The sequence below is a fragment of the Paenibacillus elgii NBRC 100335 genome, assembly GCF_004000865.1.
Classification (GTDB): domain Bacteria; phylum Bacillota; class Bacilli; order Paenibacillales; family NBRC-103111; genus Paenibacillus_G; species Paenibacillus_G elgii.
The window spans coordinates 105,204-119,182 of the sequence record NZ_BIMB01000014.1 but is presented as its reverse complement, the minus strand read 5'-3'; the positions used below and the strand labels follow the sequence as shown (position 1 = coordinate 119,182).

Below are 13,979 nucleotides of genomic sequence, written 5' to 3'. Positions count from 1 at the left end.
TTAGGGATGCATATCATATGAGCATGGTATTCATCCGTACAAACCGTGCGCACTCATTATACGAAAGAAAGGAGAAGCGCGATGAAAGGCATAATACTCGCAGGCGGCACCGGTACCCGGCTGCGTCCGATGACGAATATTATCAACAAGCATTTGCTCCCGGTGGGCAAGTACCCGATGATCCACTACGCCATCCGCAAAATGGCGGAAGCGGGTATCACGCAATTGATGCTGGTGACCGGCAAACAATCCGCCGGATTATATACCGAATATATCGGCAGCGGAAAACCTTGGGGGGTACAGGTGAATTACGGAATTCAAGACGAGGCGGGCGGCATTGCTCATGCGCTCGGCATCGGCGAATCGTTCGTCCGCCCCGGAGAGAAGCTGATGGTACTGCTTGGCGACAACTTGTTCGAGGATTCGTTAAAGCAGGCGGCGGACGAGTTTCAGCGGCAGAAGGGAGGAGCCCACGTGTTTCTGAAAAAGGTGCCTGACCCGGAGCGTTACGGAGTGGCGGAGCTGGTGGACGGACGCATTGTCCGGATCGTGGAAAAGCCAGAGAACTCGCCTTCTCATTACGCCGTTACCGGGATTTATTTATATGATTCGAACGTCTTCGACGTCATTCGTTCGCTGAAGCCTTCGATGCGCGGCGAGTTGGAAATCACGGATGTGAATAACGTCTATGCTGCGGCCGGACAGCTCGGCTACAGCATGCTGAGCGGCTGGTGGACCGATGCGGGGACGCATCGCTCCCTGATGGAAGCGGGCGTTCGTCTGATGGGACGTGAAGAGCCATGAGGACGCTGTTCGTCACAGGCGGGATGGGCTTCATCGGCAGCAACTTTGTTCGCTATTGGCTGCAGCGCCATCCGGAGGACCGCATCGTCAATTACGACTTGTTGACCTATGCGGGCCAACCGGCCAATATGGCCGATGCCGCCGGTTTGCCGAATTACCGGTTCGAGCAGGGGGACGTCGCGGACGCGGACGCCGTGAGACGCGTGCTGGGCAAGGAGGGCGTCGATACGATCATCCATTTTGCAGCCGAATCGCACGTCGACCGGAGCATTGCCGATCCGCAGGCATTCGTGCGCACCAATGTGCTAGGAACCGGTTGTTTGCTGGAAGAAGCGCGGCGCGCAGGGGTGTCGCGGTTCGTTCATATTTCCACCGACGAGGTGTACGGAGCGCTCGGTGAAGAGGGGATTTTCACCGAAACGACGCCGCTTGCGCCGAATAGTCCCTACGCCGCAAGCAAGGCGGGTTCCGATCTGCTGGCCCGCGCTTATTTTGAGACGTACGGCTTTCCCGTCGTCATCACCCGCTGCTCCAACAATTATGGGCCTTACCAGTACCCGGAGAAGCTCATTCCGACGATTATTACACGGGCGATGCGCGACGAACCCGTTCCGGTGTACGGCGACGGTCTTCACGTTCGCGATTGGCTGTATGTCGAGGACCATTGTGCAGCCGTCGACCGGGTCGTGCATCAGGGCATTCCCGGGGAAGTGTACAACATCGGGGGCCGCAACGAACGGACGAATCTCGACATCGTCAGGATGATTCTTGCCGAGCTCGGGAAGCCCGAATCGCTGATCCGGTTCGTTCCGGACCGTCTTGGTCATGACCGGCGCTATGCGATCGATCCGGTCAAAATCGCAAGCCGGCTTGGCTGGCAGCCTGAGGTTCCCTTTGAGGAAGGGCTGAAGCGTACGGTCGCTTGGTACGCCGCCAATGAAGCTTGGTGGCACGAAGCGGCCAAAAGAGGCGGTGGCGTATGAAGGTGCTCATTACCGGTGCCGGGGGGCAACTGGGCCGGGATCTCGTCCGGGTGCTCGGGCGGCGGCACGACTGCGCGGCCTACACCCGGCAGCAGTTGGACATCGCCGACGAAAAGGCGGTACGGCGGCTCATTGCGGAGGCGAAGCCCGAGGTCATTGTGCATGCGGCGGCCTATACGAAGGTGGATCAAGCCGAGGTGGAGCTGGAAGAGACGTACCGGATTAATACGATCGGTACCGGCCACGTCGCCATCTCCGCGGAAATGATTGGCGCCAAGATGGTGTACGTCAGCACCGATTACGTGTTCGACGGCACCAAGGGGGAGCCGTACGACGAACAGGACCGTACGAATCCGCTCGGCGTCTACGGCAAATCGAAGCTGCTCGGCGAGCAGTTCGTGCAGGCCGTATGCCCGCACCATTTTATCGTTCGGACGTCATGGCTGTACGGTAAAGATGGCAACAATTTTGTCACAAAGGTGCTGGCGCTTGCGGAACGGCAGCAGGAGCTGGTCGTCGTCGACGATCAGTTCGGTTCGCCGACCTACACATACGATTTGGCCGAATGCATCGGCCGGCTGCTGGAAACGGACCGCTATGGCACCTATCATGTGGCGAACCGGGGATATTGCTCCCGATGGACGCTGGCCAAGACGATCCTGGAAATGACCGGACATACCGGAATTGCTGTCCGGCCCGCCCGCTCGGACGATTATGTGCTACCTGCGCCCCGCCCGGCGCATTCGGCTTTCTCGGACCGGGGGCTGCGTCTCGCCGGATTGCCGAGAATGAGGGATTGGAAATCGGCGCTGGAGGCATTTTTGCGCAACGATTGGGGGAAGAGCTGTGACATCGACGATCGAAGGAGTTCAAACGAAGCCGCTGGTTAGGCACAGCGACGACCGCGGCTTTTTTATGGAAATTTTGCGGGAAGACGACGATTTGTTCGGCCGGTTCGGTCAAGCGTCGCTGTCCATGTCGTTTCCGGGCGTGATCAAGGCGTTTCATTATCATAAACGGCAGGACGACATTTGGTTCTTTCCGAGCGGGCACGCGCAGGTCGTGCTCCATGATATGAGGGCCGACTCCCCGACCTATGGGCAAACGTCCGTGCATTATATGGGCGAAGATCATCCGTATCTGCTGTTCATTCCGCGGGGTGTCGCTCATGGATACCGGGTGCTCGGCGTCAAGCCGGCGACGATCGTTTATTTTACCAATCTCGCTTACGATCCGGGGCAGCCTGACGAATACCGCATCGCCTACGATGATCCTGCGATCGGCTTCGACTGGACGACCCGGTTCCGGTAATCGATAGGGAGGGTGACCACAATGAGCCGGACTCAACAATCCGCACGCCGGAAAGCGGCCGTGCGGGAGAAGGGGAGCCGTGCAGGAGGACTTCTCGGCTACCAGCAAGGGTATCGGTACGGACGGTGCGAGGCCGTCCGGACGTTAACCCCGCAGGTCACGCCGGTCCGGCATGACCTGAAAGTGCTCTTTATCCCGCAAGGCTTTCCGGCTATCGATAATGGCGTCGCAGCCGCCTTGCAGCGGACCGTTCGGGAAGCCGTCGTCGGGACGCCGGAAGCCATGCTCGCGCTGGCGGAGCAGCACCGGCCCGATCTGCTGCTGGTGCTGAACGGGCTTCACGTGTTTCCCTCCGACCATCTGCAGCAGGTGGACCGGATTCGCGAGCTTGGCATTCGTACGGTGATTTGGTTCGCCGATGATCCTTACTTCACGGACGATACCGCAGCAATCGCCCCGCATTACGATGTTGTGGCGACGCACGAGCAGAGCTGCGTGCCGTTCTATTTGTCGCTCGGCTGCCCGTACGTGCTGTATGTGCCGATGGCCGTAGATACCGACACATTCCGGCCCGTTCCTGTCGGTTCCGGTTATCATGCCGACATTTGCTTTATCGGCATGGCGTTCTGGAACCGCGTCGAACTGTTCGATCAAATCGCCAAGTACTTATCGGGCAAAAAGGTGGTCGTCGGCGGCGGACTGTGGGAAAGAATGCGGCTTTACCGGCTGCTCAAGCCGAGCATCCGCGACGGATGGATTCCGATTGACGAAACGGTACGCTATTACAACGGAGCGAAGATCGTCATCAATCTGCACCGCGGCTGTCGCCATCACGGGAGAGATAATCGCAACCTCCGAGGTCTCCCCGGCCAATCGATTAACCCGCGTACCTATGAAATGGCCGCATGCGGAACGATGCAGCTTACCGACATTCGCGACGATCTGACCCGTTATTATACACCCGGCGTGGAGCTTGACGTCTACCGGTCGGCAGGAGAGCTGATCGATAAGCTGGATTATTATTTGAAGCATGATGCCGAGCGGCAGACGATCGCGTTGAACGGCTTGCGGCGGACGATGCAGGAGCATTCGTTCGTTACGCGGATCGGCCAGCTGCTAGGCTTGCTCGGTTGCTGAAGGTGGTAAACATCAAATGGCCAAGCGCAAGAAAGGAGGCAGGAGCATGTCCAGAAAAACAGCGCGTTTCACCGTAAAGCGAGCGGTAAAGCGTGTGATAAAGCGAGTGCCGCGGGCCCGCCGCCGAAGGGCTTGGCACCGCGGCTGGGAGAAGGGATTTCGGGTCGGCATGAGCGGCGGCTATCATTACGGCCGGTGCGAGGCCGTCATGCAGCAGCTACCGAACGATCCGGTCGGCTGGTGGGATGTCCGCGTTATGTATGTGACCTCGGGCAAAGGTGTACCGTATTCCCCGCTTGACGAAGCGGTGATCGTTTCGCTGCAGGGGCTGGTGCGAGAGTTGATTGTCCTGCAGCCGACGCATGATTTGAAGTCCGCAGCCGTAAAGATGCGGCCCGACATCGTGCTCGTTCTGGAAGGGTTGGTTATTCCCGTCGAACGGATTGACGAGCTGCGTGCCGAAGGAATCCGCACGGCCATCTGGCTGACAGACGATCCGTATTATACCGATCTGACGGCGTCTCTCGTCACGCATTACGACATCGTATTTACGTTGGAGCTTGCTTGCGTGGAGTTTTACCGCCGGCTCGGCTGCAAGCAGGTTCACTACCTGCCTTTTGGCTCGAATCCGTCGATCTTTCGACCGAAGCGGGTGCCGGCCCAATTCCGGCACGATATCAGCTTTATCGGCTCCGCGTATTGGAATCGTGTTGCCTTTTTCAATCAGATGACGCCTTTTTTGGCAAAGAGGAATACGTACATCGCGGGCATTTGGTGGGAGCGGCTGCGCCAGTTTCAGATGCTCAGGCCGAAGATTGCCCTGAACAATTGGATGGGGCCGGAGGAAACGGCCACGCATTACAGCGGGACGAAAATCGTGATCAATCTGCACCGGGCAACGGACGATCCGAGCTATAATTTCAACAGTCAACGCATCGGAGCCGTATCGCCGAATCCGCGCACGTTCGAGATTGCGGGCTGCGGGACGCTACTGCTTACCGATGTCCGCAGCGATATTACCCGTTTCTATACGCCGGGACAAGAGATCGTCACCTATGCTTCGCCAAGCGAGCTGATGCACAAAATCGACTATTACCTGCACCATGAAGAAGAGCGGCGGTTTATCGCGCTTAATGCGCTGCGGCGCACGATGCTGGAGCACACGTATCCTCGCCGGATGGCGCAGATGATGCGCATTATGTTCGAAGGCGCCACCGGATGATGCGGTAGCTTTCCGTCTTCCGCGAAATAGGCGCTTTCGCTTCGTCCGTTTCTGCCGCCATCCGCATATGGTATAGGGACGTATGCGGATGGAAGGAGGGACGGAGGATGGCCAAACGCACCGCGCGCAAGCGGGCGGGCAGAACCAGGCTGCGCCGGGTCCGGAAAAGGAAACGCAGTCTTCGGCCGCTCCGCAATCGACGGCGGGCCAGACGCCGCACGCTGAAGACCGGGCGCCGTACGCGGAAAACCGGACGGCGGAGGCGGGTCGTAAAGCCAAGGCGGCGCAGCTACCGGCAGATTTATAACGAGGCATTCGACAAAGCTTACAGCGAAGGCTTTGCGCTCGGCTTCGCCAGAGGGCTTCAGGACGGTGGAGCGCCGCAAGGCTGAGGGAGAACCGCAGAGGCCGACATGCCGGGGATTCCTCAAGGAGGAATGTCCCGGCGTTCCGTTTCCGCGGAACCGGACAAGCCCTTCAAGGACAGGGACGGGCACGGAGCCGCCTCTTTAGGCGGCAGAATGGGTAAATGTCGTGCCGGACTGGTTATTTCCCTAATATATTATAAAGACTTGAGAACAAACCGAGGCGGAGGGGATGCAGGTGGAACAGGACAGCGGCACACTGCGGGCGGAACGTTCTCCGGCTCCGCTCCGTATTATGCTTTTCGCTCCGAACGGCGGCAGGCAGGCGTTGACGGGTATGGAAAAATATATGCTGACGCTGATCCGGGAGCTGAAAGAGCAGGCCGAATGCCTGCTGGTGGCCGACGAACCCGGCGTCCTGGCGGCTGAAGCCGGCTTACCGGTCATCGCACACCCGGTGCCGCCTTATCATCTGCCTGCAGAACATGAGGAATCGCCGGACACCGTCATCCGGCGGCATCCGGCATGCGGGTCCCTTGTCAATCTGCTGCATATGCGGCAACCGGATATCGTGATTGTCGGCGGTCCCCATCCCGTGCTTCCCGCGTCAGCGGCCAAGACGCTCGGCATTCCGGTGCTCTGGCTGTTGACCGAAACGGTGACCGATCCGGCTTGGACGTCGCAGACCGGGCAGTGGATCGAGAGTTACGCCGACTGGATTGTCGGCGTGTCGGACGCTTCGCTTGCGCCGCTGCGTACAAAAGCGTCCGAGAGAAAAATTTTCCTTCTCCCTCCCACCCGAAGGGGCGAGGAACTAAACCCCGATCTTCACCCCGTCTATCGCCACAAGCTCCGATCGGTTCTGCCCGTCGAGGAGGAACACCGGATCGTCGGCTTTGCCGCACCACGCTTGAAGCCCGAAATGGGGCTCTCGTGGTTCGCCGCTATGGCCGTGCAGGTGGCGGCCGTGCATCCGGACGTTCGCTTACTGGTGGCCGGCAGCGTCTGCGACGAAGCGCACTACCGCTCTTGCCGTCGCCTGATCGAAGAATCGGGGTACGGGAGCCGGTTTCATTACGTGGAACTCGAACCGCATCGCGAGCAAGTGCTGGCCGCGATGGATCTGATCGTCGTGCCAAGCTTGTTTGAGGAAAGCTTCAGCATGACGGCACTTGACGGATGGCTGCTCGGCAAAAACGTCATCACTTACCGGAGCGGCGGCTTGGAAGAAATGATGACGGCAACCGGCAATTCCGGGCTGCTGGCGCCGCAAGGGGACGTTGAGGCTTTGACGGATTGCGTGCTGAAGTGTCTGGAGACCGGGGAGCAACCGGGCTCAAGGGCGGAAGCCAGCCGGCGTTCCGCCGAAGCGGCGTACGGGGAGGAGGCGTACCGGAAGCGGCTCGCGAAACTGATGGCAAATGTCTGCAATCGTGCCCTAGTGCTTCGGCGCAGGCGGAAGCCGAGTTCGCGTCCTATGCTCCGGTCCAACGCCGTCTATAAAGGAAAGTGGAGCCCGGCCTTGTTTTTGCTGGAGCGAGGCATGAAGCGGCCGTTTGCTTCTGCAGAGGCGTTCCGCTTTTACCGCTATCGGGGAGACGATATCCGCGTGGTGCCGGATGCGGTACTGAACCTTTTCCCGACGGGGCGCATCCTGCGGCACGATCCTCCGTCGCCTCCGAATCGTCCTTCCGTTATGCTGGCTAAGGGCAGGGGGAGGCTCGTGTATCTGTTGACCGGCGGCCGGAGGCTGCCGCTGCCGGTCGTATCGCAAGCGGCGCTGCGGCAGCGGGGCCTCGATCCGACTCGTGTCGTGCTGTTGCCGAGCGACGAACTGCACGCCATGCCGCTCGGCAAGGCGCTGCAAGGTCCCGGAGACCGCAGGCGGAGCCCCAAGGGCCAGCGCCGCCGGTATCTCGGATCGAAGCAAGCGGGCTGGGCCATAGACGATAACCCGGTTCGCGGCAGGAGGCTTAAAAGCCGAAAGCACTCACGGGCCCGCCCATGACGGCTGGCTGCGGTTGGCGGAAGCTTGGGAAGCGGGGATTGCAATCGGGGAGGCGGCAAAAGGTGGTCAGGCACCGCGATAAGGAAAGGTGGCCGTACGGAGAGCGCGAGCCGATGAAGGTGCTCGTGATCGGCGGCGATGGGATGGCGGGACATATGCTGCTGCGGTATTTGGCGGCTTGCACTTCGTATGAAGTGTTCTATACGACGGAGCACGGAAAAACAAACTGCGGACGGTCTTGGGCGCTCCCGGGGGCGGGGCTTTGCCTGGACGCAGCGGATAGCGTGATGGTCGATAAGCTGGTCGAGGCGGTGTGTCCCGATCTGATCGTCAACGCCCTCGGGATCATGTACGATGCAGCCCGGCAAAGGGAGCTTGAGGCCGTCCGGATTAATGGCCTGCTGCCGCACCAGCTTGCGGAGCTGGCCGATCGGCTGCACGCGCGGCTTATCCAGATCAGCACGGACAGCGTGTTTCTGGGAGATCGCGGCCACTACGAAGAGCGCCATGTGCCCGACGGGACGACGGCGTATGCCAGAACGAAAGCGCTTGGCGAAGTGGTACGCTCCCCCCATCTGACGATCCGCACGTCGTTGATCGGACCGGAGCTGCAGGAGGAAGGCGGCGGACTGCTTCCATGGTTCCTGAGGCAGCGGGGGGAGATCCGGGGATTCGTCCGCGTGCCGTGGAACGGAGTGACGACGCTGGAGCTGGCGAGATTTATCCATTATGCGGCGGAGCGGAAAGGCCGGTTAAGCGGCATTGTTCATTTGACCGCGGCGGAGAGCGTCAGCAAATACGAGCTGCTGGAGCGATTACGGCGGATCTTCGACAAGCGGGATGTCTACATCCGGCCCGACGATACCGTTGCGCTAGACCGTACGCTGCGCTCGACCCGCCCCGAGCTTGACTTCACCGTTCCTGGTTACGACCGCATGCTTGAAGAACTGCGCGAATGGATGGAAGCGGCCCCGTAGCGGAGAGACGGCGTTTTCTTTGGCGGGAGCGTGGCGGAATCGTTTCATGGAGAGGAGGGACACCTATGCGGCATATTCGCAAGTCTCGCAATCGGAGAGGCGGCGCCTTGGGGGCGGCTTCGGTGCGGACGGCGAACGTCTCGGTCATTATTCCGGTGATCAACGAGCGCAAAAAACTGCCATCCGTGCTCCGGGAAGTGAAGAAGATCGGCGCGGGAAAGCTGGAAATCATCGTCGTGGCCAACGGCTCGACGGACGGCTCGAAGCAAATCGCCGAATCGATGGGCGCAAGGGTCGTCAGCTTCGAGGAGCCGCTTGGCCACGACGTCGGACGCGGCATCGGGGCCGGCCTGGCGAGCGGGGAAATCCTGCTGTTCCTCGACGGCGATATGGTGATTCCCGCACGCGATCTGAAGCGGTTCGTTCATGCAGTGCATAGCGGAGTGGATGTGGCTTTGAACCGCTATCTGGGACCGATCCGGACACGAAGCACCCATCCGGTCGTGCTGGCGAAGCACGCGCTGAACGTGGCGCTCGGCCGGCCCGATCTACGGGGGACCTCGATGACGACCATTCCCCATGCGATCAGCCGCAGGGCGCTCGCCGCGATCGGCGCGGCGGCGCTTGCGGTTCCCCCCAAGGCGCACACGATGGCCGTGCAGAAGGGGCTTGTCGTGCGGCCGGTCCATCTCGTGCCGGTCGGACGCATGAATCCGCGGCGCAAACGGCCCTTGACAAAGCATGGCACTGATACGATCGGTCAATTGATCATAGGAGACCATTTGGAGGCGATTCGCTGGTTGACCGAGACGGCGGGGGAGCGAGGATGCCATACCGATTTGATGCGAAACCGCAACGTGGTGAGGTGAATGGATCGATGAAGCAGCAACAGGCGATGTTGTTTGAGAAACCGGCGGTTCGGGGCCGCCTGGTCCGCAAGCCGCCGCCGGAAGAGGACGGCAAGGCGGTCGTCTCGGCTGCGCCTGTGCGGAAGAAGCCGACAGCGGCGGTCAAGCGCGCCCGGAAGCGCACCGCCTCCGGCCCTCGGCTGTTTCTGCCCCGGAAGCGGGCGGCGTCCAGGGCTTACGGCGGGGCCGCCTATCGGCTCGGCCTGCAGCTTGGCCGCGCGGACGCTCCGTCTGGGCCACCGGAGGGCGAGGGCGAGCTGCGCCGGCTGCTGAACTGCCGCTGGGCGGCGCGGGTGAAGGAACGGGGCTTGGGCGGTTATCCGTGGGCCCGCTATCACGCTGCTGCGGCCGGCTATGTCCGCGGCTTCTTCGCAGGCATGGGCCGGTCGGCGCCGGACTGGGTGCCGCTTCCGACGGAGCGTTCGGTGGCCGTTATCGTGACGGCCAAGAATGAGGAGCGCACGATCGCCGCGGTGCTGAAGGAGGCGGACCGGCTGACGGACGAGACGTATGTCATCGTCAACGGCTCGAGCGACGAGACGTTCCGGCAAGCCAGAGCGGCTTCACGGGCGATCGTGCTGTCTTACCCGCAGGCGCTCGGTCACGACGTAGGAAGATCGATCGGCGCCAAGCTGGCCCGGGCGGACATCCTGCTTTTCACGGACGGGGATATACCGATTCGGGCGGAGCAGCTCGTCCCCTTCGTTCACGGCATCGAGCAAGGACTCGACGTGGCGCTCAACAACATTTATCCGTACCTGAGGCCGTTCGGCCGGCAGGATACCGTCACGGTCATGAAGCAATTTTTAAACCTGGCGCTGGGCCGGCGGGATCTGAAGGCGAGCTCGCTCACGGCCGTGCCGCACGCTTTGTCGCGGCGCGCGGTAGAGACGCTGGGCCTTGAGCTGCTGTCTGTCCCGCCCAAAGCACAGGCGCTTGCCCTGCTCCTGAAGCTCCGGGTCGGCCATGCGGGCCAGGTGAACGTCATCCGGGGCAACAAGCGGCGCAAGCTGAACAGCGGCCGCGGCAATCCGGTGGCCTCGATGATCGTGGGAGACCATCTGGAAGCGCTGAAGCTGGCCGGCGACCGGCTGGGCGAGCGGCTCGTGCATCCGGACGTGCTGCGTAAACGACGCTATATCGGAGGCGATGCCTGATGCAGACCGTCAGTATCATTATTCCGAATTATAATGGAGCCAAGTGGCTGGCTATATGCCTGGAATCGATCCGCCAGCACGTCGCCGTGCCTCACGAAGTGATTGTGGTCGATAACGGCTCCGCCGACTCGTCGCTGCGGGTGTGCCTGAAGCATGAGGTCAAGCTCATCTCGCTGCCCAAGAACCGCGGTTTTCCCGCTGCGTGCAACTTCGGGCTGCAGCTCGCTTCAGGCAATGCGCTGATGCTGCTTAACAATGACACGCGGCTGACGGCCGGCGCGCTGGATAATATGTTGCGCTGCCTGTACAGCAGCGGCGATGTCGGCATCGTCGGCCCCATGACGAACTATGCCAGCGGCAAGCAGCAGATCGAGGAGCCTTTCACCTCGATCGCCGATATGGCGGCGCGCATGAACCGGCCGAACAGCGGAAAATGGCGGCAGACGGAACGGATCGTCGGACTGTGCTTCCTGTTCAAGCGGGAGCTGGTGGAGCGTATTGGAGAGCTTGATGAGCGCTTTTCACCGGGACATTTTGAAGACGACGACTATTGCTACCGCGCCCGGCAAGCGGGGTACCGGCTGCTGATCGCGGGGGACGCCTTCATCTACCACGAAGGCAGCGCAACCTTCCGGCTGGAAAACGAACAAACAATCAAAGCTCTGCTGGCAACGAACCGCCAGAAGTTCATCGACAAATGGGGCGTCGATCCGCATTCTTTTATATGAACCGTGTGGGCGTGAGCCGTGGACCAGGGTGCCGCAGGCGCATAGGATACTAAAAAGATATTAAAAAAGCGGAACACATGCGGCCGGCGAGGAGGTGGAGGGAACGATGCATCGGCAAGTGACCCGTATGATCCGGCATATGGCGGCGTCCCAGCAGGAAATGGCCAACATTCTCGAAGCGAACCGGCATGTGGCCGTGCGCATGGCCCAATTGGTTCACGACATTCCACCCGACAACCCTTCCTTTCAGGATATCGAGTCGCTGACGGAGCATTCCTTGCACGTCTCGAAAAGCATCGCGGTTTATTTAAGCGGGCTCGCCGATCTGGAGGAGGCGTTGGCGGAGCATATGGCGCTCATTGTCAAAATCGTTGAAATCCCGGACGACGAGGAGTAAATCCGGCATCCCTTTGGAAGAAGGAAGGGGGGTATACGTGAGCAGAATCGAAAGCTACCATAAAATGATGCAGGCCGCTTCCCGATTCCAATATAACATCGCACTGATTCTGGAAGCCAAAGCGCTGGAGGCAGCGCGCTCGTGCCAATGGATCTGCGGGCATTTGTCCAGCGCCCACTTTGCGGACCATGGCGACCAAGTGAAGAAGTCGCTGGAAGTGCACGATCAGATGATCGAAGTGATCGAAAGCATGACGAAGATGGAGATAGCGCTTGCCAAGCATTTGCACATCCTTCTTGGAAGCGGCGAGGCGGGTGGAACGGACCCGGCAAATGGGGACGGAGGAAATTATTATTCGTAAGGAAGCGACGACTCCCAATGAATTGGCATGAAGAGGAAAATAAAGTAAAGCTCCATATTCTTCATTCGCTCGCCCGCAGCCAGCGTGCGCTGGCCCGCATGATCGAAAGCATGGCCGATGTCGTGGAGAGCTCCGAGGAAGCGGCCCGCAAGCTTTCGGCGCACATTGAGGCGATCAGCCGGTATCAGCTCCAAATCGCTATGAAAATGGCCGGGGTCCGCATACGCCGCCGCTTGCGGCGCGGAATTCCGGGCAAGCCTTGGCTTGGCGAAAAGGTGAAAAAGACCGTAATAAGGAAGAGAGTCCGTACCTAACCTCCAGGAGGAAGGGCGGACTCTTTTTCTCGTGTCTAGACTTTCGGAGTTAGCGCCTTCCAGCGGAGCAGCAGTCCGCCGTAAACGAGACCTCCACCGAAGCCGAACAACAGAACGGTATCGCCGTCCTTCAGCTTCTGTTCCCGGGTAGCTTCTTCCAGCGCAAGCGGAATCGTCGCCGCAGACGTATTGCCGTACTTCTCGATCGTGTGCAGCGTCCGCTCCATCGGAATCCCCATCTTCTCGCATACGGAATCGATGATGCGGAGGTTGGCGCTATGCGGGACGAACCAGTCGAGGCGATCCGTAGACAAGCCGGTTTGGCTCAGCAGTTCGTTAACGCCTTTCGGAATCGTTTGGACGGCGAATTTGTATACTTCACGGCCGTTTTGCACAAGCTTGCCGTTCGTGTTCACCGGGTTGCCATCGATATGATCGGCAAGCAGGGAGCGGTAAATGTGCGCCCCGCCGCTGCCGTCGGTACCGCCCGTATAGGCAATAAATTGAGGGGCGGTGTCCGAATCGTCCCGCTCGAGCAGGACCGCTCCGGCGCCGTCGCCGAATAGCACGCACGTCGTACGGTCCGTATAGTCGACGATCTTGGACAGGGCGTCAGCGCCGATGACGAGCGCTTTGCGGTGCAGGCCGGAAGCGATCATCCCGTTAGCCATATGTAGGCCATAGACGAATCCGGCGCAGGCTGCGCTCAAATCGAAGGAGGTCGTCTGCTTCATGCCGAAATGCGCCTGAACCCGGCAAGCGGTGGCAGGGAAAGCGAAATCGGGGGTGCTGGTGCCGACAATGACCAGATCGACATCGTCCAGCACGGCGCCGTAGCGGTCAACGAGCTGCTGTACCGCCCGGATGCACAAGTGGCTCGTATACTCCTCCGGCGCGCTGATACGCCGCTCGCGGATGCCGGTACGCTGCACGATCCATTCGTCGTTGGTCTCCACCATGCGCTCCAGATCGGCGTTCGTCAGACGGCGTTCGGGAACGTAGCTGCCGATGGCGGTAATACGGGAGCGGTAAAGTGTCGAAGGGGAAGCAGGTTGAACTGATGATTCCATACGGGTTCACCTCGTAAAATTTAAAATGTAAAATAAATTGCCTGATATCATGAGTTAGTATTAGTACCTGGTAATAAAAATGATACTTCGATTTCTAGCTTTTGTCAATTGCCCAGTGGCCCTATGTATCCGGTAACCGTCTTTCAATCCTTTCTAATAAGCCTAAAATAGCCATATAGGCATATTGCTTCCTGTTCCGCATCAATCTATAATGTAAAAGAATAAATGTGGATTATT

General features: G+C 59.9%; 16 protein-coding genes. 15 read left to right on the top strand and 1 reads right to left on the bottom strand.

Features of this window, described 5'->3' with window-relative positions; translation table 11 throughout:
* Nucleotides 1–81 precede the first annotated feature (81 nt).
* From PEL01S_RS13280 to PEL01S_RS13210, 15 genes are all read left to right on the top strand, one after another.
* Complete coding sequence (locus PEL01S_RS13280) at nt 82–804, top strand: sugar phosphate nucleotidyltransferase (protein ID WP_063184976.1); 723 nt, start codon at nt 82–84, stop codon at nt 802–804.
* Nucleotides 801–1,787, top strand: coding sequence for a dTDP-glucose 4,6-dehydratase (gene rfbB, locus PEL01S_RS13275; RefSeq protein WP_127460597.1), 987 nt, complete (start codon nt 801–803; stop codon nt 1,785–1,787). Before PEL01S_RS13280 ends, rfbB begins: the two co-directional genes overlap by 4 nt.
* The gene (gene rfbD / locus PEL01S_RS13270; RefSeq protein ID WP_127460596.1) at nt 1,784–2,677 is read left to right on the top strand and encodes a dTDP-4-dehydrorhamnose reductase; all 894 of its coding nucleotides are present in this window, start codon (nt 1,784–1,786) and stop codon (nt 2,675–2,677) included. The genes rfbB and rfbD overlap by 4 nt, the downstream gene beginning before the upstream one ends.
* On the top strand, nt 2,634–3,098 hold the full coding sequence (locus tag PEL01S_RS13265) for a dTDP-4-dehydrorhamnose 3,5-epimerase family protein (protein WP_010493888.1): 465 nt from the start codon (nt 2,634–2,636) through the stop codon (nt 3,096–3,098). Before rfbD ends, PEL01S_RS13265 begins: the two co-directional genes overlap by 44 nt.
* 21 nt (nt 3,099–3,119) lie before the next feature.
* On the top strand, nt 3,120–4,235 hold the full coding sequence (locus tag PEL01S_RS13260; protein ID WP_127460595.1) for a CgeB family protein: 1,116 nt from the start codon (nt 3,120–3,122) through the stop codon (nt 4,233–4,235).
* A gap of 46 nt (nt 4,236–4,281) precedes the next feature.
* Nucleotides 4,282–5,457, top strand: a complete 1,176-nt coding sequence (locus tag PEL01S_RS13255) for a CgeB family protein (RefSeq protein WP_127460594.1) — start codon at nt 4,282–4,284, stop codon at nt 5,455–5,457.
* Nucleotides 5,458–5,564: 107 nt separating this feature from the next.
* A complete protein-coding gene (locus PEL01S_RS13250) occupies nt 5,565–5,849 on the top strand; it encodes a hypothetical protein (RefSeq protein ID WP_127460593.1) in 285 nt (94 codons plus the stop codon).
* A gap of 211 nt (nt 5,850–6,060) precedes the next feature.
* Nucleotides 6,061–7,830, top strand: coding sequence for a glycosyltransferase family 4 protein (locus tag PEL01S_RS13245; RefSeq protein ID WP_163768449.1), 1,770 nt, complete (start codon nt 6,061–6,063; stop codon nt 7,828–7,830).
* Nucleotides 7,831–7,892: 62 nt separating this feature from the next.
* Nucleotides 7,893–8,807 (top strand): dTDP-4-dehydrorhamnose reductase family protein, encoded by a 915-nt coding sequence (locus PEL01S_RS13240; protein WP_231884822.1) that lies wholly within the window; start codon nt 7,893–7,895, stop codon nt 8,805–8,807.
* Nucleotides 8,808–8,872: 65 nt separating this feature from the next.
* Entirely contained in the window at nt 8,873–9,676 is an 804-nt protein-coding gene (locus PEL01S_RS13235) for a glycosyltransferase family 2 protein (RefSeq protein ID WP_174806942.1), read from the top strand.
* A gap of 8 nt (nt 9,677–9,684) precedes the next feature.
* Entirely contained in the window at nt 9,685–10,872 is a 1,188-nt protein-coding gene (locus PEL01S_RS35280; RefSeq protein ID WP_239551508.1) for a glycosyltransferase family 2 protein, read from the top strand.
* Nucleotides 10,872–11,600 (top strand): glycosyltransferase family 2 protein, encoded by a 729-nt coding sequence (locus tag PEL01S_RS13225; RefSeq protein ID WP_127460591.1) that lies wholly within the window; start codon nt 10,872–10,874, stop codon nt 11,598–11,600. Before PEL01S_RS35280 ends, PEL01S_RS13225 begins: the two co-directional genes overlap by 1 nt.
* A 106-nt stretch (nt 11,601–11,706) precedes the next feature.
* On the top strand, nt 11,707–11,997 hold the full coding sequence (locus PEL01S_RS13220) for a hypothetical protein (protein WP_063184996.1): 291 nt from the start codon (nt 11,707–11,709) through the stop codon (nt 11,995–11,997).
* Between the two features lie 37 nt (nt 11,998–12,034).
* On the top strand, nt 12,035–12,358 hold the full coding sequence (locus tag PEL01S_RS13215) for an alpha-helical endospore appendage domain-containing protein (protein ID WP_127460590.1): 324 nt from the start codon (nt 12,035–12,037) through the stop codon (nt 12,356–12,358).
* A gap of 17 nt (nt 12,359–12,375) precedes the next feature.
* Nucleotides 12,376–12,672 carry a hypothetical protein gene (locus PEL01S_RS13210; protein WP_127460589.1) on the top strand — a complete coding sequence of 99 codons (297 nt, stop codon included), beginning with the start codon at nt 12,376–12,378 and terminating at the stop codon, nt 12,670–12,672.
* A 35-nt stretch (nt 12,673–12,707) separates the two neighbouring features.
* On the opposite strand, the gene PEL01S_RS13205 is transcribed toward PEL01S_RS13210, so the two are convergent.
* Complete coding sequence (locus PEL01S_RS13205; protein WP_063185002.1) at nt 12,708–13,742, bottom strand: ketoacyl-ACP synthase III; 1,035 nt, start codon at nt 13,740–13,742, stop codon at nt 12,708–12,710.
* Between the last annotated feature and the right edge of the window lie 237 nt (nt 13,743–13,979).

Bases quoted from the DNA above. Each gene is read 5' to 3' on its own strand.
- PEL01S_RS13260 (WP_127460595.1), top strand. From the start codon at position 3,120: ATGAGCCGGACTCAACAATCCGCACGCCGGAAAGCGGCCGTGCGGGAG.
- rfbB (WP_127460597.1), top strand. From the start codon at position 801: ATGAGGACGCTGTTCGTCACAGGCGGGATGGGCTTCATCGGCAGCAAC.
- rfbD (WP_127460596.1), top strand. From the start codon at position 1,784: ATGAAGGTGCTCATTACCGGTGCCGGGGGGCAACTGGGCCGGGATCTC.
- PEL01S_RS13235 (WP_174806942.1), top strand. From the start codon at position 8,873: ATGCGGCATATTCGCAAGTCTCGCAATCGGAGAGGCGGCGCCTTGGGG.
- PEL01S_RS35280 (WP_239551508.1), top strand. From the start codon at position 9,685: ATGAAGCAGCAACAGGCGATGTTGTTTGAGAAACCGGCGGTTCGGGGC.
- PEL01S_RS13225 (WP_127460591.1), top strand. From the start codon at position 10,872: ATGCAGACCGTCAGTATCATTATTCCGAATTATAATGGAGCCAAGTGG.
- PEL01S_RS13280 (WP_063184976.1), top strand. From the start codon at position 82: ATGAAAGGCATAATACTCGCAGGCGGCACCGGTACCCGGCTGCGTCCG.
- PEL01S_RS13255 (WP_127460594.1), top strand. From the start codon at position 4,282: ATGTCCAGAAAAACAGCGCGTTTCACCGTAAAGCGAGCGGTAAAGCGT.
- PEL01S_RS13250 (WP_127460593.1), top strand. From the start codon at position 5,565: ATGGCCAAACGCACCGCGCGCAAGCGGGCGGGCAGAACCAGGCTGCGC.
- PEL01S_RS13205 (WP_063185002.1), bottom strand. From the start codon at position 13,742: ATGGAATCATCAGTTCAACCTGCTTCCCCTTCGACACTTTACCGCTCC.
- PEL01S_RS13220 (WP_063184996.1), top strand. From the start codon at position 11,707: ATGCATCGGCAAGTGACCCGTATGATCCGGCATATGGCGGCGTCCCAG.
- PEL01S_RS13210 (WP_127460589.1), top strand. From the start codon at position 12,376: ATGAATTGGCATGAAGAGGAAAATAAAGTAAAGCTCCATATTCTTCAT.